Raw genomic sequence first — 21,790 nt, forward strand, 5'->3', positions numbered from 1 at the left:
CCCGGAGGCGGCTACGTCGTCAGCCTAGACACAGGCCGACATCGCCCACAACACAGTCCGTCACCGGTGTGTTCCAGACGGCCGGAACGATACCGCACCGTGATCAGCTGCCCGGCGGGAGCACGACCGCCCCCGCCGCGTCGACCTGCAGCGGGCGGCACTCCCACCCCGGCGGCGTGGCGGCCCGCAGCCGGGTGACCTCCGCTGCCGCGGCCGGGTCGCCGGCGTCCTCACCGTCGCCGAGGACGGCCAGCGCGAGCACGCACGGACCCGCCCCGGAGACCACCGCGGCATGACCGTCGGCCCGCAGCCGGGTCAGCAGCGCCGCGCTGTCCGGCATCGCCGGAGCCCGCTGGGCCTGGTGCAGCCGGTCCTCGGTGGCCTCGGCCAGCAGGCCGGGGTCGGTGGTCAGGGCGTGCACCAGCAACGCCGCCCGGCCGGCCGCATGGGCGGCGTCGGCGTGCGGCACCTCGGCCGGCAGCAGCCCCCGGGCCAGGTGGGTGGAGAGGGTCGTCCCCGGCACGAACAGGACCGGGACGATCCGCGGGTCGACGTCCAGCCGCACGGCGCGGGCGCCGGTGGGCGTCGTCCAGGACAGCGTGGCCCCGCCGAGCAGGCAGGGGGCCACGTTGTCGGGGTGCCCCTCGAGCGCGGAGCACAGCGCCAGCACCGCGGCCTGGTCGACGTCGGTCACGTCGGGGCACAGCGCCCAGGCGGCGAGGACGCCGGCGGTCACCGCGGCGGCGGAGGAGCCCATCCCCCGCCCCTGCGGGATGCCGTTGCGCGCGGTGAGGCGCAGGCCCGGCGGCGTCCAGCCCAGCTCCGCGCACGCTGCCCGGAACGCCTGGACCACCAGGTGCGTCTCGTCGGCGGGCAGCTCGCCGGCGCCCTCACCGGTCACCTCGACGACGAGCCCGCCGTCGGTGACGACGACCTCCAGCTCGTCCCAGCAGGTCAGCGCCAGGCCCGCGCAGTCGAACGCCGGCCCCAGGTTGGCACTCGTCGCGGGCACGCGGACGCGCACGGCGGTCGGGCGGCCGCTCACCAGGGCCGTCAGAGCCCGAGCTGCGCGGCAGCGGCGGCGGCGTCGACCGGGATGGTGACCGGCGCGGGCGCACCGGAGATGGCCCACTCCGGGTCCTTGAGGCCGTTGCCGGTGACCGTGCAGACCACCCGCTGGCCGGGCTCGAGGCCACCGGCCTCGGCGACCTGCAGCAGGCCGGCGACCGAGGCGGCCGACGCGGGCTCGACGAAGACGGCCTCGCTGCGGGCCAGCAGCCGGTAGGCGGCCAGGATCGCCCGGTCGGTCACCGCGTCGATCCGGCCACCGGAGTCGTCGCGGGCGGTCAGCGCCTTGGTCCAGGACGCCGGGTTGCCGATCCGGATGGCGGTGGCGATGGTGCTGGGCTGCTCGACGACCTTGCCGGTGACGATCGGCGCCGCGCCGGCGGCCTGGAAGCCCCACATCCGCGGGGTCCGGGTGGCCGGACCGTCGGCGGCGTACTCCCGGTAGCCCTGCCAGTAGGCGGTGATGTTGCCTGCGTTGCCGACCGGCAGGCAGTGCACGTCCGGGGCGTCACCGAGCACGTCGACGATCTCGAACGAGGCGGTCTTCTGCCCCTCGATCCGGTACTGGTTGACGCTGTTGACCAGGCTGACCGGGTAGTCGATCGCCAGCTTGCTGGCCAGCGCCAGGCAGTCGTCGAAGTTGCCCTCGACCTGCAGCAGCTTGGCCCCGTGCACCAGCGCCTGGGCGAGCTTGCCGGTGGCGATCTTGCCCTGCGGCACCAGCACGGCGCAGACCAGCCCGGCCCGCGCGGCGTAGGCGGCGGCGCTGGCGCTGGTGTTGCCGGTGGAGGCACAGATGACCGCCTTGGCCCCCTCCTCCACCGCCTTGGTGATCGCCATGGTCATCCCGCGGTCCTTGAACGACCCGGTCGGGTTGGCGCCCTCGACCTTCAGCCACACCTCGCAACCGGTGCGCCGGGAGAGCTCCGCGGCGTGCACCAGCGGGGTGGCGCCCTCCTGCAGCGTCACCACCGGCGTCGACGCCGTCACCGGCAGCCGGTGGCGGTAGGCCTCGATGAGGCCGGGCCAGTACGGCGAGATGGCACCCCGCAGGCCGGTCGGCAGCTCCGTGCTCATGACAGCGTCACCCATCCACTCGCGCCGATCGCCCGGCTCACAGCCCCTCCACCCGCAGCACGCTGGTCACGCCCCGGACGGCGGACATCTCCCGCAGCCGGGTCACCGTCGCCGCCAGCGCCGAGTCCGGCGCCCGGTGGGTGACGATGACCAGCGTGGCCGCGTCGCCGTGCCCGTCCTGGCGGACGGTGGCGATGCTGACCCCGTGCGCGGCGAACTCCTGCGCCACGGTCGCCAGCACACCGGGCACGTCGGCCACGTCGAGGCTCACGTGGTAACGGGTGGGGGTGTCGGCCATCGGCCGCACGGTCAGCCCGGCGTAGCCCGTCGTCCCCGGCCCGGCGGCACCGGCCAGCCGGTTGCGGGCGACGGCGACCAGGTCACCGAGGACGGCGCTGGCGGTCGGCTGCCCCCCGGCGCCCTGCCCGTAGAACATCAGCTCCCCGGCGGCCTCGGCCTCGACGAAGACGGCGTTGAACGCGCCACCGACGGCGGCCAGCGGGTGCGTGGTCGGGATCATCGCCGGGTGCACGCGCACCGCGACCGCGTCGTCCGCGCCGTCGGCCCCGGGCACCCGCTCGCAGATGGCCAGCAGCTTGACGGTGCAGCCGATCTCGGCGGCCCGGGCGACGTCGGTGGCCGAGACCGCGGAGATGCCCTCGCGGTGCACGTCGCCGGCGGTGACCGGGGAGTGGAAGGCCAGCGAGGCGAGGATGGCGGCCTTGGCGGCGGCGTCGAAACCGTCGACGTCGGCGGTCGGGTCGGCCTCGGCGTAGCCCGCCTCGGTGGCCTCGGCCAGCGCCTCGCCGAACCCGGCGCCGGTCTCGGCCATCCGGGACAGGATGTAGTTCGTCGTCCCGTTGACGATGCCGACGACCCGGCGCAGCTGGTCACCGGCGAGGGACTCGCGCAGCGGGCGCAGCAGCGGGATCGCCCCGGCGACGGCGGCCTCGTAGTAGAGGTCGACACCGGCCTCGGCCGCGGCGGCGTGCAGCGCGACGCCGTCCTCGGCCAGCAGTGCCTTGTTGGCGCTGACCACCGACTTGCCCGCGCCGATCGCGGCCAGGATCAGCGTCCGGGCCGGCTCGATCCCGCCGATCACCTCCACGACCAGGTCGACGTCGGGCCGGGTGACCAGGCCCTCGGCGTCGGTGGTGAGCAGGTCTGCGGGGACCTCGGGGTGCCGGTCGGGACGGCGGACGGCGACACCGGCCACCTCCACCCGGCGGCCGATCCGGGCGGCGAGGTCGTCGGACTGCTCGGACAGCAGCCGCAGCACGGCCCCGCCCACGGTGCCGCAGCCCAGCAGGGCCACCTTGAGGGAGTCACTCACGACTGGGCTCCAGCGGGGTGCTCGGGGGCCGGCTGGTCGATCGCCGGACTCGGGGCGGGCAGGTCGGCCAGGACGGCGTCCAGGGCGAACACGTCCGACAGCGTCTGCCGCCGGACGATCTCGGTGGCGGCGCCGTCGCGGACGGCGACCACCGGCGGCTTGAGCAGGTAGTTGTAGTTGCTGGCCATCGACCAGCAGTAGGCGCCGGTGGCGGCGACCGCGAGCAGGTCGCCGGGCTGGACGTCGGAGGGCAGCCACAGGTCGCGGACCAGCACGTCGCCGCTCTCGCAGTGCTTGCCGACCACCCGGCACAGCGCCGGCGGGGCGTCGGAGTCGCGGTTGGCCAGCACGCAGGTGTAGCTGGCGTCGTAGAGGGCGGTGCGGATGTTGTCGCTCATCCCGCCGTCGACCGAGACGTAGTTGCGCACCAGCGGGGTGCCCGGGGCGCCGCTCGAGCCCAGCCGGACCGGCTTGATGGTGCCGATCTCGTACAGCGTCACGGTGCCCGGCCCGGCGATCGCGCGGCCCGGCTCGACGGCCAGCCGGGGCACCGGCAGCCCCAGCGCCGCGCACTCGGCGGCGATGACCGACCGCAGCTTCACCGCGACGTCCTCGGGGGTGACCGGGTCGTCCTCGGCGAGGTAGGCGATGCCGAAGCCGCCGCCCAGGTTCAGCTCACCGAGCACCTCACCGGTGGCCTGGTGCACCTGGCCGAGCAGCCCGACCACCCGGTGGGCGGCGGCCTCGAAGCCGGCGGTGTCGAAGATCTGCGAGCCGATGTGGCTGTGCAGGCCGGCCAGGTGCAGCGCCGGCTCCCGGATCACCCGGACCGCCGCGGTCAGCGCGTCACCGGTGGCCAGCGAGAAGCCGAACTTCTGGTCCTCGTGCGCGGTGGCGATGAACTCGTGGGTGTGCGCCTCGATGCCCACGGTCGACCGGATCAGCACCGGCACCGGGGCCCCACCGGCGGCCACCCGGGCCTCGGCCAGCGGGACCAGGCGGTCGATCTCGTCGAAGGAGTCGAGCACCACGTGCCCGATCCCGACGTCGACCGCGAGCTGCAGCTCGACCAGCGACTTGTTGTTGCCGTGCAGCGCGATCCGCTCGGCCGGGAAGCCGGCGGCCAGCGCCACCGCCAGCTCGTTGCCGCTGCAGGCGTCCAGGTGCAGGCCGTCGTCGGCGATCCAGCGGGCGACCTGGCCGCAGAGGAAGGCCTTGGAGGCGTAGTGCACGTCGGCGCCGGTGAAGGCGGTGGCGAAGTCCGCGGCCCGGCCGCGGAAGTCGTCCTCGTCCAGCACGAACAGCGGGGTGCCGTGCGCGCGGGCCAGGTCGGTCACCCGGCGCCCGCCCAGCTCCAGCTCGCCGTCGACCCGGCGGGCCGACCGCGGCCAGACCTGCGGGTCCAGCGCGCCGAGCTCGGCCGGGGCCGGCCCGGCGGCCGGCGGCGGGGCGATGTTGCCGTGCAGCGGACCTGCCGGGTGGGCCCTCACATCCGCTCCGGGGCGCTGACACCGAGCACGGCCAGGCCGTTGCGCAGGACGGTGGCGGTCGCGGCACACAGCCACAGCCGGGAGGTGGTCAGCGGGGTGGCCTGCTCGTCGGCGCGCGGCAGCACCCGGCAGGTGTCGTAGAACCGGTGGTAGGTGCCGGCCAGCTCCTCCAGGTACCGGGCCACCCGGTGCGGGGCGCGCAGTTCGGCGGCGGAGGCGATCACCCGCGGGAACTCGCCCAGGGCGGTGAGCAGGTCGCCCTCCCGCGGGTGCTCCAGCAGACCGGCCTGCACGTCGGCGGCCTCCCCCAGCGGCAGGCCGAGGTCGGCGGCGTTGCGCAGCACCGAGGAGATCCGGGCGTGCGCGTACTGCACGTAGAAGACCGGGTTGTCGTTGGTCTGCCGGCTCCACAGGTCCAGGTCCAGGTCGATCTGCTGGTCGACCGAGGCCCGGGCCAGCGCGTACCGGGCGGCGTCGGCGCCCACCGCGGCGACCAGGTCCTCCAGCAGGACGACGGTGCCGGCCCGCTTGCTCATCCGCAGCGGCTCGCCGTCCCGGACCAGGTTGACCAGCTGGCCGATCAGGATCTCCAGGTTCGTGTCCGGGTCGTCTCCGAGCGCGGCCACCAGCGCCTTATACCGGCCGATGTAGCCGTGGTGGTCGGCGCCGAGCATGATCACGACCTTGTCGAAGCCGCGCTCGCGCTTGTCCAGGTAGTAGGCGCAGTCGGCGGCGAAGTAGGTCGTCTCACCGTCGCCCTTGACCAGCACCCGGTCCTTGTCGTCGCCGAAGGTCGTCGTCCGCAGCCAGACGGCGCCGTCGGCCTCGAAGACGTGCCCCTGCTCGCGCAGCCGGGCGATCGCCTTCTCCAGCGCGCCGGTCTCGTGCAGCGTGCGCTCGGAGAAGTAGACGTCGAACACGACGCCGAAGTCGGCCAGCGTCCGCTTGATCTCGGCGAACATCAGGTCGACGCCGAGCACCCGGAACCGCTCCTGCTGCTCGGCGTCGGGCAGCTCCAGCACACCGGGCTCCGCGGCGACCACCTGGGCGGCGATCTCCCCGATGTAGTCCCCGGCGTAGCCGTCCTCGGGCACCGGGCGCCCGTGCGCGGCGGCCAGCAGGCTGAGGGCGAACCGGTCGATCTGCGCGCCGGCGTCGTTGAAGTAGTACTCGCGGGTGACGTGGGCGCCGCTGGCGGTCAGCAGCCGGCCGAGCGCGTCACCGACCGCGGCCCACCGGGTGCCGCCGATGTGCACCGGGCCGGTCGGGTTGGCGGAGACGAACTCCAGGTTCAGCCGCTGGCCGGCGAGCACCTCGGTGCGCCCGTAGGCCTCCCCCGCGGCGACCACCCGGACGGCGATCTGCCCCAGCGCGTCCTTGGCCAGGGTGATGTTGAGGAAGCCCGGGCCGGCCACGTCCACCGACGCGACCCCGTCGTGGTCGCGCAGCCGGCCGGCGAGCACCTCGGCGACCTCCCGGGGCGGCCGGCCGGCGGTCTTGGCCAGCCGGAGGGCCACGTTGGTGGCGTAGTCACCGTGCTCGGGGTTGCGCGGGCGCTCGATCACGACGTCCTCGGGGACGGCGACGGCGAGGTCGCCGCGCTCCACGGCCGCCGCGACAGCGGACCGGACGACGTCACTGAGCTGCTCGGGTGTCACCGTTCGATCGTACGGAGCGGGGCATCCCCGTTCCGAGCTGCCCGGTCGCCGTCCCACACGGTGAGCACGGCGACACCCGCGCCGCCACTCGACGGCCGGGTCCGCACAGGCCGGCGACCTACACTCGCTCGCGCCGTACGGGACCCGCCCGGCACGGACGCACGGCGCGCCGACACCCGGCGCACCCGCACGCGACGGACAGCAACGAGGAGCGGCAGTGGCCAAGGACCCCCAGCCCGAGAACGGCCGCGGAGCAGGCGGCGCGTCCCGCGGAGGGTCCGGCTCCAGCCGCTCCGGTGGCGTGCCGGGCAAGGGCGCCGGCGGCCGCAGCACGTCGTCCCGCGCCACCGGCCCACAGGGCAAGGGGCGCACCCGCCCGCCGGCCAACGTGGTCACCCAGCAGAAGCCGTGGGGGCTGATCGCCGCGGCCGTCGCCGTCGCCGTCTTCGCCGCGGCGGTGCTCACCTACGCCGTCCTGCAGGTGAACGAGTCCAACGCCAACCGGGTCACCAGCATCGACCAGCTCGCCGACCTCCGGTCCTACGAGTACGCGGCCGGCCAGGAGCACGTGACCACCGACGTCGACTACACCGAGTCCCCGCCGGTCGGCGGGCCGCACGACGGCGAGTGGGCCGACTGCACCGGCACCGTCTACGACGTGGACATCCGGCACGAGAACGCGGTGCACAGCCTGGAGCACGGGGCGACCTGGATCACCTACGACCCGGAGGCGATCAGCGACGCGGACCTCAGCACCCTCGAGGAGCTGGTGGACGGCCGGTCGGGGCTCATGCTCTCGCCCTACGCCGGGCTCGGCTCGACCATCAGCCTGCAGTCGTGGAACCACCAGCTGTCGGTGGACTCGGCGGCGGACGAGCGGGTGGAACAGTACGTCGACTTCATGACGTTCAACTCCGAGATCGAGGGCGCCTACCCCGAGATCGGCGCCAGCTGCGAGAACCCGCTGTTCATCACGGACCCGATCGTGGAGGGCGACCCCAGCCGGGGCACCGACGCGATGGTCACCGACGCCCCGACCACGACGGAGCCGGCCGCGGAGGAGACCAGCACCCCGTGACCTCGTCGCGGGCCCGCCACCAGCCGAGCACCTGAGGTGACCATGACCGACCCCGCCACCCCCGCCGCACCGCCGGCCCCCCGGCGGCGCGGCTGGACGACCGCGGTCCTGGTGACGGTGATCGCGCTGGGCATGCTGGTGGCCGGTGGCGGGCTGGCGGTGGCGCTGGGCATCGGCCGCACCGCGGAGCCCACCAGCGACTCGGTGGACGCCGGGTTCTCCCGGGACATGTCCCGTCACCACCTGCAGGCGGTGGAGATGGCCAACCTGGCGCTCACCCGCAGCGAGGACGCCGAGGTGCGGCAGCTGGCCTTCGACATCTCCGCCACGCAGACCAACCAGGCGGGCCGGATGCAGGGCTGGCTGTCGCTGTGGGGCCTGCCGGTGACCGGCGGGGAGACGATGGCCTGGATGACCGGCGAGATGGCGGGGCACGACATGGCCGGGCACGGGTCGGGCGGCGCGGTGATGCCGGGGATGGCCACCGAGGCCGAGCTCGCCGAGCTGCGGTCGCTGTCGGGCACGCCGTTCGACGTGCTGTTCCTGCAGCTGATGATCCGGCACCACCAGGGTGGGCTGGAGATGGCCCAGCAGGGCGCCGAGCGGGCCGAGGTGGCGGCGGTGCGCGGCCTGGCCCGGTCGATCGCGGAGACGCAGTCGGCCGAGACGACCACCATGGCGACGATGCTCCGCGAGCGCGGTGGGGTGCCGCTGCCGGCTCCCTGACCACGGGCCGGGGCCGCTGCCGGGAGCCCCGGCGCCGACTGGTAACGTGCCAACGGCGCCGAGGGAGACCCGGCGCCGGCACCACAGCGACACCGCGGAACGAGCCCCCGTAGCTCAGGGGATAGAGCACTGCCCTCCGGAGGCAGGGGCGCAGGTTCGAATCCTGCCGGGGGCACACAGCCCAGCTCGTACCGCACTCCCCCGCCCGCCCAGGACCTCGGTCCGGGCGGGCGGTGTCGTACCCGGCCCGGTCAGCCCTCCTGGACGCGCCCGCCGGCCACCGCGAACCGCCGGGTGGTGTGCACCGCCTCGAGCATCCGGCGGTCGTGGGTGACCAGCAGCAGCGTGCCGGTGTAGTCGGCCAGCGCCTGCTCCAGCTGCTCGATCGCGGGCAGGTCCAGGTGGTTGGTCGGCTCGTCCAGCACGAGCACGTTCACCCCGCGGGCCTGCAGCAGGGCCAGCGCCGCCCGGGTCCGCTCCCCCGGGGAGAGGGTGCCGGCCGGCCGGACGACGTGGTCGGCGCGCAGCCCGAACTTGGCCAGCAGCGTGCGCACGTCCGCGTCGGGCAGGTCGGGCACCTCGGCGCCGAACGCGGCCGACAGCGGCTCGTCGCCCAGGAAGAGCCCGCGCACCTGGTCGACCTCGCCCAGCCGCACACCCGACCCCAGCGACGCTGTCCCCTCGTCCAGCGGCAACCGGCCCAGCAGCGCGGCCAGCAGCGTGCTCTTGCCCGAGCCGTTGGCCCCGGTGATCGCCACCCGGTCGCCCCAGTCGACCTGCAGGTCGACCGGTCCCAGGGTGAAGGCGCCGCGGCGGACCACCGCGCCGCGGAGCGTGGCGACCACGGCACCGGCCCGCGGGGCGGCGGCGATCTCCATCCGCAGCTCCCACTCCTTGCGCGGCTCGTCGACCACCTCCAGCCGCTCGATCCGCCGTTCGGTCTGCTTGGCCTTGGCCGCCTGCTTCTCCGAGGACGACCGGTTGGCGGCCTTGACGTGCTTGTCGCCGTCCTTGGACTTCTTGATCGAGTCGCGCACGCCCTTGGCCATCCAGTTGCGCTGCATCCGCGCCCGGGCCTCCAGCGAGGCCTTCGTGTCGGCGAACTCCTCGTACTCCTCGCGGGCGTGCCGGCGGGCGACCTCCCGCTCGGTCAGGTAGGCCTCGTACCCGCCGTCGTGCACCCGCACGAGCTGCTGGGCGAGGTCCAGCTCGACCACCCGGGTGACGGTGCGGGCGAGGAACTCGCGGTCGTGGCTGACCACCACGACACCGGTGCGCAGACCGGTGACGAACCGCTCCAGCTGCTCCAGGCCGGCCAGGTCCAGGTCGTTGGTGGGCTCGTCGAGCAGCAGGACGTCGTAGCGGGACAGCAGCAGCGACGCCAGCCCGACCCGGGCGGCCTGCCCGCCGGAGAGCCCGACGGTGGCGGCGTCCAGTGCGACGCCCGGAGCGACCGAGGCGACCACCGCCTCGGCCCGCTCGGCCAGGTCGGCGCCGCCCAGGGCCAGCCAGCGCTCGAGCGCGTCGCCGTACCGGTCGTCGGCGCCGGGAGCGCCCGCGGTCAGCGCCTCGGTGGCCTCCTCCATCGCCTGCTCGGCGGCAGCGACCCCGGTCCGGCGGGCCAGCAGGTCCAGCACGCTCTCCCCCGGCCGCCGGTCGGTCTCCTGGGGCAGGTAGCCGACGGTCGCCGACGGCGGGCTCAGCGCGATCTCCCCGGACTCGGCCGGCAGCACCCCGGCCAGGGTCTGCAGCAGGGTCGACTTGCCGGCACCGTTCACCCCGACCAGGCCGACCACGTCGCCGGGGGCGACGACGAGGTCGAGGTCGGTGAACAGGACCCGGGCGCCGTGACCGGCGGCCAGTCCACGGGCGAGCAGCGTGGCGGACACCTGCTCATGGTCCCGATCACCGCCGGCGCGGTGCACGCGGGTGCCCGTGCGGAGGCTCAGGGCGGGGCGCCACCCGGCGGCGGGTCCGCACCGGGGGCGTCGTCGCCGGGGGCGTCGTCGCCGGGCCCGCCGTCCCCGAGCACGTCGTCGGCGATCTCGTCGAGCAGCGCCTCGAACGCGGCCACCCCGGGGGCGGCGCCCTCCTCGGCGCCCCGGCGGCGGACCAGCCAGGGCTGCAGGTGGTCGTAGCCGCGCACCGACACCCGGCGCAGCGGCCGGACCCGGTAGTCCCGCACCCCGCGCAGCTGCCGGGCCAGCTCGTGGTCGACCAGCACGGTGGAGGGCCGGGCCAGCGAGGTCAGCCGGCTGGCCAGGTTCACCACCGGCGAGTAGACGTCCCCGAGCCGGGTGAGCACGGTGCCGAACGCAGCGCCGACCCGCAGGGGTGGCCGGTCGGCCGCAGCCCACTCCTCGGGCAGGCGCAGCGCGATCTCCACCGCCGCGACCGGCTCCTCGCAGGTGAACAGCACCCCGTCGCCCACCGTCTTGACCACCCGGCCACGGTGCCGGGCGATCACGTCGGCGGCCGTGCCCTCGAAGTCCTCGACCATGGCGCCCAGCTCGCGCCCGCCCATCCCCCGGCTGCGCGAGGTGTACCCGACCAGGTCGGCGAAGCCCACGGCCAGCTCCCGCCGGTCGACCGTGCCCGGAGCGGCCAGGAACAGCCGGCCGGCGTTGGCCGCGAGGTGCCGTCGCCAGACGTAGTCCTGCAGCTCGCTCATCAGCGGCAGCAGCAGCTCGGTGGAGCGGACGACGTCGGCCTCCACGTCCGGCCGGGCGTCCTCGCCCTCCGCGGCCGCCGTGACCAGTGCGGCCAGCATGTCGGTCTGCCAGTCCGCCAGCCGGGACAGCGACTGGCCCATCGCCCGGGCGATGGACGCCTCCGCACCGGGCGCGACGAACCCGGAGTCGATCAGCGCCGACAGCCGGGCCAGGGCGGTGACGTCGGCGTCGGTGAACGCCGGGTCGTCCTCGGGGACGTCGGCGAAGCCCAACGCCCGCCACAGCCGCTGGGTGCGCTCCGCCGGCATGCCGGCCAGCTCGGCGACCTGGTGCCGGGTGTAGCGCCGCGGCCCCTCGAGGAGCAGTCGCTCGAGGGACTCGCGGGGGTCGGGGCCGCCGGTGGGGGGACCTGGTCGCGCGTGCGGCAGCGGTCAGCCCGTCGTCTGCACGACGAGGACGGCGGCCCACGGCGCGGCGTCCGGGTGCACCGGACCCGGCCGGCCGCGCGGCGAGCGGACCTCGGGCGAGCTGGCGGGCACGGGACCTCCTCGCTGGCGCTCGCCGGCACCGGCCCTGCCGCTGCCGTGCTGGTCCGGTGGCCGAGCGGCTGGCTCGCCCACCGGCGCGGAACCTACCGAAGGACACCGGTCCACCCTGTGCCGGGGGTCACGGTCGGGGGCTCGCCGGGGCGCGGCGAGTGCTGGCCGCAGACCCCCGGGGTGCGCTTGGATGACCGCGGTGCCGGACCCGCCGGCGGGACGAGGGGGACGAGATCAGCAGCGCCAGAACGGCCGCCGTCGAACCCGTCCGGGTCGACGTGCACGGCCTCACGAAGACCTTCGGCAAGGTGCGCGCGGTCGACGACCTGAGCTTCACCGTCGAGCCGGGGCAGGTGACCGGCTTCCTCGGGCCCAACGGCGCGGGCAAGACCACGACCCTGCGCATGGCCCTGGGCCTGATCACGCCCGACACCGGCACCGCGACGTTCAACGGCGTCCGGTACGCCGGGCTGCCCGCCCCGATGCGCCAGGTCGGCGCGGTCCTGGAGACCGCCTTCCACCCGGCGCGCAGCGGCCGGGACCACCTGCGGGTCTACTGCCGGGCCACCGGCCTGCCGGTCGGCCGGGCCGACGAGGTGCTCGACCAGGTCGGGCTGGGCCCGGCGGGGCGGCGCCGCGCCGGCGGCTACTCCCTCGGCATGCGCCAGCGTCTCGGGCTGGCCACGGCCCTGCTGGGCGACCCGTCCGTGCTGGTGCTCGACGAGCCGGCCAACGGGCTGGACCCCGAGGGCATCCAGTGGCTGCGCGGCTTCCTGCGCCACCTGGCCCACGACCAGGGGCGCACCGTGCTGGTCTCCAGCCACCTGCTGTCCGAGGTCGAGCAGACCGCGGACCGGGTGGTGATCGTCGGCGCCGGCAGGCTGGTGCGCCAGGGGTCGCTGGCCGAGCTGCGGGCCGGCAGCGCCGGCAGCGTGCTGGTCCGCAGCCCGCAGGTCGCCGCGCTGGCCGACCTGCTGCGCGGCGACGGGACCAGGGTCGAGCTCACCGACGGCGCCCCGGACGGGGTGACGGTCAGCGGGCTCACCACCGACGAGGTGGGCCGGCGGGCCTTCGCCGCGGGGATCGAGCTGCACGAGCTCCGGTCGCACACCAGCGGGCTCGAAGAGGTCTACTTCCGGCTCACCGCCGGCCAGGAGCAGTACGCCGCCCGCACCGAGCAGGGAGCAGCCTGATGGGCACCGTCCTCACCCGGCTGGTCCGTGCCGAGTGGGCGAAGCTGTTCAGCACCCGCGTCTGGATCGGGCTGCTGGTCGGCGCCTGCGTGCTCTCCGGTGCCTTCGCCGCGCTGTTCACCGCCTTCGCCGGCAACCCCGACAGCGGGCTGCCGCCGCTGGACTCCCCCGAGTACGGGCAGCTGGCCTTCTCCCTCGCCACCAACGCGACGGTGATCTCCGTCGTCCTGGGCATCATCGGGATCACCCAGGAGTACCGGCACCGGACCGCCACGCCGACGTTCCTCGCCACTCCCCAGCGCGGCCGGGTGGTGATCGCCAAGCTGCTGGCCTACGCGGTCGCGGGCATCGGGCTCGCGGTCGTCGTCTGCGCCGTCACCACCGCGGTGGTCCTGCTCTACGGCAACGCCCGCGGCAACGCCCCCGACCTGTCCGGCGACAACCTCCGGGTGCTCGCCTTCGCCGGCCTCGCCCTGGTCATCTACACGGTGATCGGCGTCGGGCTGGGCGCGCTGCTGAAGAACCAGGTCGGGGCCATCGTCGCCGCACTGGTCTACCTGTTCGTGGTCGAGCCGCTGCTGCGCAGCGTCCCGGCGACCGCCGGCGCCTACAAGTGGCTGCCCGGCGGCGCGCTGGAGGCGATGACGGCCACGTTCCAGGGCCCGGACCTGCTCGAGCAGTGGCAGGGCGCCCTGCTGCTGCTCGGCTACGGGCTGGCCGCCGCGTTCCTCGGCACGCTGCTGGCGGTCCGGCGGGACGTGGTCTGACGGGTCGCCCCACCGGCACGCCGGGCGCTCCGGCCGACCACTCGCCCTGGTCCCCGGCGCCCGCCCCGGTGGACCCGGCGGTACCGGATCTGCGTCGTCCCACCGAGCCGCGTGGTCTCCGGGTGACCTGCGACACGTGCGCCACCCCACCGAGCGCCGACCCCACCCGACGGGTGGGGCGTAAAGTCGGCACCCGGTCCAACGACGTCCCTCGACGAAGAAGGCACTCGACCCCGTGTCAAGCGTGAGCTCATCCCAGCCGTCCGCCTCCAACAGCAACCCGGTGGCCGGCTTCGGCACCAACGAGTGGCTGGTCGAGGAGATGTACCAGCAGTACCTCGCCGATCCACGCAGCGTGGACCAGGCCTGGCACGACTTCTTCGCCGACTACCGCCCGGGCAGCCCGGTCACCGACGGGCAGGACCGCGACACGCCGTCCGTCCAGGCGTCCTCCGCTGCCGCGCCGTCCTCCCCTGCGCCGAGCGCGCCCACCCCGGCGTCACCCCCGGCCGCGACCTCCTACGCCTCCCCGGCACCCGCCCGCGAGGTGACCCCGCCGGCCGGCCGGAACGACGCGCCGGCGGCGGCAGCCCCGCAGCAGCCGGCGCCCGAGCCCGCCCGGCCGAGCAGCCCAGCGGAGAAGCCCAGCGCCACCCCGCCGGCCTCCCGAGCCACCCCCGTCGACGCCCGATCGGAGGGCACCGTGGTCAACCGCGCTGCCGAGCGCGCCTCCCAGCAGCAGCCGGCCGCCCCGGCCAAGCCGACCCCCAAGCCCGGCGCCACCCGGCCGGCCGGTGAGGACGGCGGGCCCAAGCGCTCCCCGCTGCGCGGCGCCGCCGCCAGCGTCGTGAAGAACATGACCGCCTCGCTGACGGTGCCGACCGCGACCAGCGTGCGCGCCGTGCCGGCCAAGCTCCTGGTCGACAACCGGATCGTCATCAACAACCACCTGGCCCGCGCCCGCGGCGGCAAGGTGTCGTTCACCCACCTGATCGGCTATGCGCTGGTCCGCGCGCTGGACGACTTCCCGAACATGAACGCGGCGTTCGCCGAGGTCGACGGCAAGCCGACGCACGTCCAGCCCGAGCACGTCAACTTCGGCCTGGCGATCGACCTGCCCAAGGCCGACGGCTCCCGGTCGCTGGTGGTCGCCTCCATCAAGGGCGCCGAGGAGATGGACTTCGCCGCCTTCTGGGGCGCCTACGAGGACATCATCCGGCGCGCCCGCGGCGGCAAGCTGACGATGGACGACTTCTCCGGCACCACGATCAGCCTCACGAACCCCGGCACCATCGGCACCAACCACTCGGTGCCGCGGCTGACCACCAACCAGGGGACGATCGTCGGCGTCGGGGCGATGGACTACCCGGCCGAGTTCCAGGGGATGAGCCCCGAGGCGCTGGCCGAGATGGCCGTCTCGAAGATCATCACGCTGACCTCCACCTACGACCACCGGATCATCCAGGGCGCGGAGTCCGGCGACTTCCTGCGCCGGATGCACCAGCTCCTGCTGGGCCAGGACGGGTTCTACGACGAGGTCTTCCGCTCGCTGCGGGTGCCCTACGAGCCGGTGCGCTGGGTCCCGGACAAGCGGGTCAGCCACGAGGGCCAGATCGACAAGAACGCCCGGGTCATCGAGGTCATCGAGGCCTACCGGCGCAACGGCCACCTGATGGCCGACACCGACCCGCTGGAGTTCAAGGTCCGCACCCACCCCGACCTGGACATCGTCCAGCACGGGCTGACCCTGTGGGACCTGGACCGGCAGTTCCCGGTCGGCGGCTTCGCCGGCGAGCGGACGATGCTGCTCCGGGACATCCTCGGCGTGCTGCGCAACTCGTACTGCCGCACCGTCGGCATCGAGTACATGCACATCACCGACCCCGAGGAGCGCAAGTGGCTCCAGGAGCGGATCGAGGTCAAGCACGACCAGCCGACCCGGGACAAGCAGAAGCGGGTGCTCAACCGGCTCAACGCCGCCGAGGCGTTCGAGACCTTCCTGCAGACCAAGTACGTCGGCCAGAAGCGGTTCAGCCTCGAGGGCGGCGAGTCGGTCATCCCGCTGCTGGACGAGGTGCTCACCTCCTCCACCGAGCACGGCCTGGACGAGGTCGCGATCGGCATGGCCCACCGCGGCCGGCTGAACGTGCTGGCCAACGTCCTGGGCAAGAGCTACTCGAAGATCTTCGGCGAGTTCGAGGGCAACATCGACCCGGGCACCGTCCAGGGCTCCGGAGACGTGAAGTACCACCTGGGCGCCGAGGGCAGCTTCGAGCACGGCGGCCGGTCCATCTCGGTCTCGCTGGCCAGCAACCCCAGCCACCTGGAGACGGTCAACCCCGTCCTGGAGGGCATCGTCCGGGCCAAGCAGGACATGATCGACAAGGGCGAGGGCGGCTTCACCGTCCTGCCGGTGCTGCTGCACGGCGACGCGGCGTTCGCCGGCCAGGGCGTGGTGCAGGAGACGCTCAACCTCTCCCAGCTGCGCGGCTACCGCACCGGCGGCACCGTGCACGTGGTGATCAACAACCAGGTCGGCTTCACCACCAGCCCGGCCCAGTCGCGCTCGACGCTGTACTCCACCGACGTGGCGCGGATGATCGGCGCCCCGGTCTTCCACGTGAACGGCGACGACCCGGAGGCGTGCGTCCGGGTGGCGAAGCTGGCGGTCGACTACCGGCAGGAGTTCCAGAAGGACGTCGTCATCGACCTGGTGTGCTACCGCCGCCGGGGCCACAACGAGGGCGACGACCCGTCGATGACCCAGCCGCTGATGTACGACATCATCGACCGCAAGCGCTCGGTCCGGAAGCTGTACACCGAGGCGCTGGTCGGCCGGGGCGACATCACCCTGGCCGAGGCCGAGGAGGCGCTGAAGGACTACCGCGGGCAGTTGGAGCGGGCCTTCGCCGAGACCCACGACGCCCGCGACGCCTCGGCCCCGGAGCCGGTCATGGACCCGCGCTCGCCGCAGGAGGCGACCGTGGACACCGCGATCACCCCCGAGGTGCTCAAGACCGTCGGCGACGCGCACGTCTCGCTGCCCACCGACTTCACCGTGCACCCCAAGCTGCAGCGGATGCTGGAGCGGCGGGCCGCGATGGCCAGCGAGGGCGGCATCGACTGGGCGATGGGCGAGCTGCTGGCCTTCGGCTCGCTGCTCATGCAGGGCGTCCCGGTGCGGCTGGCCGGCCAGGACTCCCGCCGCGGCACCTTCGTCCAGCGGCACTCGGTGCTCATCGACCGGGACACCGCGGCGGAGTACACGCCGCTGCTGAACCTGACCGAGGACCAGGCGAAGTTCTTCGTCTACGACTCCCTGCTGAGCGAGTACGCCGCGCTCGGCTTCGAGTACGGCTACTCGGTGGCCAACCCCAAGGCCCTGGTGCTCTGGGAGGCCCAGTTCGGCGACTTCGTCGACGGCGCGCAGATGGTCATCGACGAGTTCATCAGCTCCGGTGAGGCCAAGTGGGGTCAGCGCTCCGGCGTCGTCCTGCTGCTGCCGCACGGCCTGGAGGGCCAGGGCCCGGACCACTCCAGTGGCCGGATCGAACGGTTCCTGCAGCTGTCGGCCGAGAACAACATGACGGTGGCCAACTGCTCCACCCCGGCGAACTACTTCCACCTGCTCCGCCGGCAGGCGCTCTCGGAGGTGCACCGCCCGCTGGTGGTGTTCACCCCCAAGTCGCTGCTGCGCGCCAAGGTCGCGGTCAGCCCGGTCGAGGACTTCACCGAGCAGCGGTTCCGCCCGGTGCTGCCCGACCCGGGTGTCGGCGGCCGGCAGCTGGACGGCCAGGCCGTCCGCCGGGTGCTGCTGTGCAGCGGCAAGGTCAGCTACGAGCTGCTCGCCCAGCGGGAGTCCCAGGGCAACACCGACACCGCGGTGCTCCGCGTCGAGCAGCTCTACCCGCTGCCGGCCGAGGAGATCGCCGAGGCGCTGGCCGCGTACCCGAACGCGACCGACGTCGTGTGGGTGCAGGAGGAGCCGGCGAACATGGGTGCCTGGCAGTTCATGGCCTGCAACCTCCCCGAGCAGCTGCCCACCGGGCGCACCCTGCGCCGGGTCTCCCGCAAGGCGTCGGCCAGCCCGGCCGTGGGCTCGGCGAAGGTGCACGAGGTCGAGCAGCGGCAGCTGGTCGCCCAGGCCTTCGCCGACTGAGGCAGCTGAGCAGGACACCGACGATGTACTTCACCGATCGCGGCCTCGAGGAGCTGGCCGGCCGGCGGGGCGAGGAAGAGGTCACCCTCGCCTGGCTGGCCGACCAGCTGCAGGCCTTCGTCGACCAGCACCCCGACTTCGAGGTGCCGATCGAACGGCTGGCCACCTGGCTGGCCCGGGGCGGGACGGACGACGACCTGGACGACTGAGGGAGGACCACCCTCCCCCGGCGCACCTCGCACGCTCGACGTGGGCCGGGAGGGTGGTCGTTCCAGCCAGTACACCTAGCGCGCCTGCTGGGCAGCTGCCCACGGTGGCGGCACGCTGGGTGGGTGCTCGGTCACTCACACGCCCTCTCCGGCTTGGCCGTCGGCGCCGCGACCCTGCCCTGGGCGCCGGTGGACGGCACGGTGGCCCAGGTCGCCTGGGTCTCCGCGGTCGGCGGGTTCGCGATGCTGCCCGACCTGGACCAGCAGGGCTCGACCATCTCCCGCATGTGGGGGCCGCTGACCGACGCCCCGTCGGGGGTGGTCAACGCGATCGCGCGCGGCCACCGCTGGGGCACCCACGACGCCGTCCTGGCGCCGGCGGTGTTCGGGCTGATCGCCCACGCGGCGGCCTGGCAACACTGGTCCAGCCTGTTGTTGCTGGCGCTGGCCATCGGCCTGGCGCTGCGGGCCCTCCACTTCGTCATCCCCGGCCGGGCCGAGAACACCGTGATCGGCAACCTGCTGCTCTCCTGGGGCGGCGCCTGGCTGTTGCTCGAGCACAGCCCCAGCCCCGGCTGGCTCCCGCTGGCCGTCGCGGCCGGCGTGCTGGCCCACATCGCCGGTGACTGGCTCACCCGGGAGGGCGTGCCGGTGCCGGTCTTCTGGCTGGTCCGCCGCAGCCGGCTGGCGCCGGTGCACCTGCGCACCGGTGCGGTCGTGGAGAAGGCGGTGCTCGTCCCGCTGTTCGCCGTGGCGACGGTGGTGCTGCTCTACCGCAACACCGACGCCCGGGACCTGGTCGACCCTCTGCTCGCCCAGCTGGGCTGACTCTCCGGGGGCACCGACGGCCGGCTCAGGGAGCCGTCGGAGGTGGCGGGGGCAGCCGCCCCGGACGCGGGCGCAGCCGGGCCACCACCCGGCCCAGCACCACCGCCGGCCCGAACGCCCGTGAGTCGTCGGTCACCAGCGGGTTGTCGCCCTCCACCCAGTGCCCTCCGGGAGTCGGGTGCCGCACCCGTTTGACCACCAGCAGCTCCGGCCGGGACGGGAAGCGCGCGAGCACCACGTCGCCGGGGCGCACCGCCGCCCCGGGCCGCAGCCGGCGGACGAGCAGCCGGTCACCGTGCCGCACCGTGGGCGACATCGAGGGCCCGCTGACCCGGGCCAGCACCCAGCGGGTCGCCAGCCCGGGGACGTCGTCCGGGCCGCGACTGCTCGACGTGTTCGCGCTGATCACCGCGGGTAGGGTCGCAGAAGATCCATCCCCACGAACCCGGAGGCACCCCCATGCGTCTGTTCCGCATGTTCTCCGCCGTGGAGGCCACCGCACACTGCGACCTCCCCTGCGGCGTCTACGACCCGGCCCAGGCCCGCATCGAGGCCGAGTCGGTGAAGGCCATCCAGGAGAAGTACCAGAGCAACGAGGACCCGGTCTACCGGACCCGGGCGATCATGATCAAGGAGCAGCGGGCCGACCTGGTCAAGCACCACCTGTGGGTGCTGTGGACCGACTACTTCAAGCCCCCGCACTTCGAGAAGTACCCGCAGCTGCACGAGCTGTTCAACAAGGCGACCAAGCAGGCCGGCGCCGCCGGCGGCAAGGGCAGCATGGACCCGGCCGAGGGTCAGAAGCTGCTCGACTACATCGCCGAGATCGACAAGATCTTCTGGGAGACCAAGGCCGCTGCCTGACGAAGGCCCGCTGTTTCCCCACCGCACGCGCGGGGGAACACCGTGGCCGGACTGCCGGGTCGCCCTCCGGGGTGGCCCGGCAGTGTCGTCTCTGTCGCCGGGTCCAGGTGGCAGGAGTCCACCGAGACCCTGGAGATCCACGCGTGAGCCCCCGATTCGACCTGCGTGCGCTGCTCGAGCGCGTGGAGGCAGCAGCCCCGGTCGACGCCGTAGCCGCGGTCGCGGACTCCCTCGCCGAGCTCACCGGGGCGACCGAGGTCTCCTTCCTGATCGCCGACTTCAGCGGGCACGCGCTGGTCCGGCTGAGCACCTCGACGCGCACGCCGGACGGCCCCCGGGTGCGTGGAGCGGAGTCGGCAGAGACGCTCCCGCTGGAGGGCACCGAGCACGCCGAGGTGCTGCGCACCCAGCGGGCCGCCGTCTCGGTGACCGAGCACGGCGTGCGGATGATCGTCCCGGTCACCGACCGCGGCGACGCGATGGGCGTGCTGGAGCTGCTGCTGCCCGAGCATCCCGACGCGCAGGTGCAGGCCGACGTCCGCGCCGCCGGGCACGCACTGGCCTACGTGGTCATCGCCAACCGCCGGCACACCGACCTGTTCGAGTGGGGCCAGCGGACGACGCCGTTCTCCCTCGCCGCGGAGATCCAGCGCCGGCTGCTGCCGCCGGCGTTCACCTGCGAGGCCGGCCAGTTCACGCTGGCCGGGTGGCTGGAGCCGACCGCCACCGTCGGTGGGGACACATTCGACTACGCCCTGGACCGCAGCTCGCTGCAGCTGTCGATCACCGACGCCGTCGGCCACGAGGTCGGAGCGGCCCTGCTGGCCACCCTGCTGGTCGGCAGCCTGCGCAACGAGCGCCGTCGTGGGCTCGACCTGGCCGGGCAGGCCCGCACCGCCAACGACGCCCTGGCCGCCCACGCCGCCCCCGGCCAGTTCGTCACCGGTCAGCTGCTGCGGGTCGACCTGGACGCCGAACGTGCGCAGGTCGTCAACGCCGGCCACCCCCTCCCGTTGCGGCTGCGCGACGGCGTGGTCGAGGAGGTCGAGCTCGCCGTCGACCTGCCCTTCGGCGTGGAGCAGGGCACGGAGTTCCGGTTGCAGGAGTTCCCGATGCGTCCCGGCGACCGCTTCGTCTTCGTCACCGACGGCATGCAGGAGCGCAACGCCGCCGTACTGGACGTCGCGGCGGCCCTGGCCGGCACGGCCGCCCTGCACCCGCGGGAGGTCGTGCACGCCCTCGGCGCCGCGGTCATGCGGGCGACCGGGGGCGAGCTGCGGGACGACGCGACGGTGGTGTGCCTGGACTGGTACGGCGGGCCGCAGCGCCGGCGGGACAGCGACGGCGGAGCCAGCGGGCACCTCGCGTCGAGCTGACCGCCGCCGCCCGCACCGGGCCGACCACCGGCTCCGACAGGGCCGGGCGGCCGCCTCCCGGTAACCTCGGTCTGCGATGCGCATCGACCGGGCCGGCTGGCCCTTCCTCGCCGTTCCGCTGGGCCTGTCAGCGGCGTTCTCCGCCATGGGCCGGGCCACCGGTCGGCGGGCGGCTCGTCTCGCGGCGTGGCCGTTCCTGGCCCTGTCCGCGTACATGGCGGTGTTCTTCCGCGACCCGCAGCGACGGTGCGACGAGGTGCCCCCGGCCGACGGGGACGTGGTCTCCCCGGCCGACGGCGTGGTGATGGTGGCCGGCGAGCCGCAGCCGGGGGTCGCCCCGGAGGGGAACTGGCAGCAGGTGAGCGTCTTCCTCTCCGTCGTCGACGTGCACGTCAACCGCGCCCCGTACCGGGGCGAGATCACCTCCTCCACGTACACGCCGGGCAGCTTCCTGGCCGCGTACCGGGCGGAGAGCGCGCACCGCAACGAGCGCAGCGAGCTGTGGGTCCGCGACGGCGACCGCACGGTGGTGTTCCGCCAGATCGTCGGGGTGCTCGCCCGGCGGATCGTGACCCGGGTGGTGCCCGGTGACCGGGTCGCCACCGGCCAGCGGATCGGCCTGATGAAGTTCGGCTCCCGGATGGACGTCTTCGTGCCGCCGGAGTGCACGGTCCTGGTCAGCAAGGGGCAGCGGGTGCGGGGCGGCGAGACCGTCATCGCCCGCTGGCCCGGGTCCAGCTGAGGAGCGGGCAG

The 21,790-nt window shown here is 74.2% G+C and carries 18 protein-coding genes and 1 tRNA gene; 11 read left to right on the forward strand and 8 right to left on the reverse strand.

Annotated features, from left to right (window positions below; translation table 11 throughout):
• Nucleotides 1-103: 103 nt before the first annotated feature.
• Genes thrB through argS form a run of 5 tightly spaced genes read right to left on the reverse strand, consistent with a single transcriptional unit; the run spans nt 104 to nt 6,626 of the window.
• On the reverse strand, nt 104-1,012 hold the full coding sequence (thrB, locus tag HLA93_RS08650; RefSeq protein ID WP_308128017.1) for a homoserine kinase: 909 nt from the start codon (nt 1,010-1,012) through the stop codon (nt 104-106).
• 41 nt (nt 1,013-1,053) lie between these two features.
• Nucleotides 1,054-2,145 carry a threonine synthase gene (thrC, locus tag HLA93_RS08655; RefSeq protein WP_222193990.1) on the reverse strand — a complete coding sequence of 364 codons (1,092 nt, stop codon included), beginning with the start codon at nt 2,143-2,145 and terminating at the stop codon, nt 1,054-1,056.
• Between the two features lie 37 nt (nt 2,146-2,182).
• Entirely contained in the window at nt 2,183-3,478 is a 1,296-nt protein-coding gene (locus HLA93_RS08660) for a homoserine dehydrogenase (RefSeq protein ID WP_222193991.1), read from the reverse strand.
• Nucleotides 3,475-4,968, reverse strand: a complete 1,494-nt coding sequence (gene lysA / locus HLA93_RS08665; RefSeq protein WP_222193992.1) for a diaminopimelate decarboxylase — start codon at nt 4,966-4,968, stop codon at nt 3,475-3,477. Before lysA ends, HLA93_RS08660 begins: the two co-directional genes overlap by 4 nt.
• A complete protein-coding gene (gene argS, locus HLA93_RS08670) occupies nt 4,965-6,626 on the reverse strand; it encodes an arginine--tRNA ligase (RefSeq protein ID WP_222193993.1) in 1,662 nt (553 codons plus the stop codon). Before argS ends, lysA begins: the two co-directional genes overlap by 4 nt.
• A gap of 217 nt (nt 6,627-6,843) precedes the next feature.
• Here argS and HLA93_RS08675 point away from each other — a divergent pair, with 217 nt between their 5' ends.
• From HLA93_RS08675 to HLA93_RS08685, 3 genes are all read left to right on the forward strand, one after another.
• The gene (locus HLA93_RS08675) at nt 6,844-7,704 is read left to right on the forward strand and encodes a DUF3105 domain-containing protein (RefSeq protein WP_222193994.1); all 861 of its coding nucleotides are present in this window, start codon (nt 6,844-6,846) and stop codon (nt 7,702-7,704) included.
• Nucleotides 7,705-7,746: 42 nt separating this feature from the next.
• Nucleotides 7,747-8,430, forward strand: a complete 684-nt coding sequence (locus tag HLA93_RS08680; RefSeq protein WP_222193995.1) for a DUF305 domain-containing protein — start codon at nt 7,747-7,749, stop codon at nt 8,428-8,430.
• Nucleotides 8,431-8,533: 103 nt separating this feature from the next.
• A tRNA-Arg gene (locus HLA93_RS08685) sits at nt 8,534-8,605 on the forward strand.
• A 76-nt stretch (nt 8,606-8,681) separates the two neighbouring features.
• Here HLA93_RS08685 and HLA93_RS08690 read toward each other — a convergent pair.
• Together HLA93_RS08690 and HLA93_RS08695 are read right to left on the reverse strand one after the other, a co-directional pair.
• Nucleotides 8,682-10,319: an ABC-F family ATP-binding cassette domain-containing protein gene (locus HLA93_RS08690; protein WP_222193996.1), complete on the reverse strand. Its 1,638-nt coding sequence runs from the start codon at nt 10,317-10,319 to the stop codon at nt 8,682-8,684.
• Between the two features lie 56 nt (nt 10,320-10,375).
• Nucleotides 10,376-11,410, reverse strand: a complete 1,035-nt coding sequence (locus tag HLA93_RS08695) for an adenylate/guanylate cyclase domain-containing protein (protein WP_246626143.1) — start codon at nt 11,408-11,410, stop codon at nt 10,376-10,378.
• A gap of 509 nt (nt 11,411-11,919) precedes the next feature.
• On the opposite strand from HLA93_RS08695, the gene HLA93_RS08700 reads away from it, so the two are divergent.
• The 5 genes from HLA93_RS08700 (at nt 11,920) to HLA93_RS08720 (ending at nt 18,797) form a co-directional block, all read left to right on the forward strand.
• Complete coding sequence (locus tag HLA93_RS08700) at nt 11,920-12,834, forward strand: ABC transporter ATP-binding protein (RefSeq protein ID WP_308128018.1); 915 nt, start codon at nt 11,920-11,922, stop codon at nt 12,832-12,834.
• Nucleotides 12,834-13,601 (forward strand): ABC transporter permease, encoded by a 768-nt coding sequence (locus tag HLA93_RS08705; RefSeq protein ID WP_222193997.1) that lies wholly within the window; start codon nt 12,834-12,836, stop codon nt 13,599-13,601. Before HLA93_RS08700 ends, HLA93_RS08705 begins: the two co-directional genes overlap by 1 nt.
• Before the next feature lie 244 nt (nt 13,602-13,845).
• Nucleotides 13,846-17,760, forward strand: a complete 3,915-nt coding sequence (locus HLA93_RS08710; protein ID WP_222193998.1) for a multifunctional oxoglutarate decarboxylase/oxoglutarate dehydrogenase thiamine pyrophosphate-binding subunit/dihydrolipoyllysine-residue succinyltransferase subunit — start codon at nt 13,846-13,848, stop codon at nt 17,758-17,760.
• A gap of 23 nt (nt 17,761-17,783) precedes the next feature.
• Nucleotides 17,784-17,969: a DUF6104 family protein gene (locus HLA93_RS08715; RefSeq protein ID WP_222193999.1), complete on the forward strand. Its 186-nt coding sequence runs from the start codon at nt 17,784-17,786 to the stop codon at nt 17,967-17,969.
• 123 nt (nt 17,970-18,092) lie between these two features.
• Nucleotides 18,093-18,797 (forward strand): metal-dependent hydrolase, encoded by a 705-nt coding sequence (locus HLA93_RS08720; protein WP_222194000.1) that lies wholly within the window; start codon nt 18,093-18,095, stop codon nt 18,795-18,797.
• Between the two features lie 25 nt (nt 18,798-18,822).
• On the opposite strand, the gene HLA93_RS20880 is transcribed toward HLA93_RS08720, so the two are convergent.
• Nucleotides 18,823-19,206 carry a S26 family signal peptidase gene (locus HLA93_RS20880; protein WP_308128019.1) on the reverse strand — a complete coding sequence of 128 codons (384 nt, stop codon included), beginning with the start codon at nt 19,204-19,206 and terminating at the stop codon, nt 18,823-18,825.
• A 50-nt stretch (nt 19,207-19,256) separates the two neighbouring features.
• Here HLA93_RS20880 and sodN point away from each other — a divergent pair, with 50 nt between their 5' ends.
• The 3 genes from sodN to HLA93_RS08740 all read left to right on the forward strand — a co-directional run bounded on the left by sodN (nt 19,257) and on the right by HLA93_RS08740 (nt 21,779).
• Nucleotides 19,257-19,661, forward strand: a complete 405-nt coding sequence (gene sodN / locus HLA93_RS08730) for a superoxide dismutase, Ni (protein WP_222194002.1) — start codon at nt 19,257-19,259, stop codon at nt 19,659-19,661.
• Between the two features lie 143 nt (nt 19,662-19,804).
• Nucleotides 19,805-21,037: a PP2C family protein-serine/threonine phosphatase gene (locus HLA93_RS08735; RefSeq protein ID WP_222194003.1), complete on the forward strand. Its 1,233-nt coding sequence runs from the start codon at nt 19,805-19,807 to the stop codon at nt 21,035-21,037.
• A 76-nt stretch (nt 21,038-21,113) separates the two neighbouring features.
• Nucleotides 21,114-21,779, forward strand: coding sequence for a phosphatidylserine decarboxylase (locus HLA93_RS08740; RefSeq protein WP_222194004.1), 666 nt, complete (start codon nt 21,114-21,116; stop codon nt 21,777-21,779).
• The last annotated feature ends 11 nt before the right edge of the window (nt 21,780-21,790 follow it).

It is taken from the genome of Modestobacter italicus (genome assembly GCF_019799965.1).
Classification (GTDB): domain Bacteria; phylum Actinomycetota; class Actinomycetes; order Mycobacteriales; family Geodermatophilaceae; genus Modestobacter; species Modestobacter italicus_A.

Excerpts from the sequence above, each read along its gene's own strand:
- HLA93_RS08705 (WP_222193997.1), top strand. The coding sequence starts at position 12,834 with ATGGGCACCGTCCTCACCCGGCTGGTCCGTGCCGAGTGGGCGAAGCTG.
- HLA93_RS08740 (WP_222194004.1), top strand. The coding sequence starts at position 21,114 with ATGCGCATCGACCGGGCCGGCTGGCCCTTCCTCGCCGTTCCGCTGGGC.
- thrC (WP_222193990.1), bottom strand. The coding sequence starts at position 2,145 with ATGAGCACGGAGCTGCCGACCGGCCTGCGGGGTGCCATCTCGCCGTAC.
- HLA93_RS08715 (WP_222193999.1), top strand. The coding sequence starts at position 17,784 with ATGTACTTCACCGATCGCGGCCTCGAGGAGCTGGCCGGCCGGCGGGGC.
- HLA93_RS08680 (WP_222193995.1), top strand. The coding sequence starts at position 7,747 with ATGACCGACCCCGCCACCCCCGCCGCACCGCCGGCCCCCCGGCGGCGC.
- sodN (WP_222194002.1), top strand. The coding sequence starts at position 19,257 with ATGCGTCTGTTCCGCATGTTCTCCGCCGTGGAGGCCACCGCACACTGC.
- HLA93_RS08695 (WP_246626143.1), bottom strand. The coding sequence starts at position 11,410 with ATGCCGGCGGAGCGCACCCAGCGGCTGTGGCGGGCGTTGGGCTTCGCC.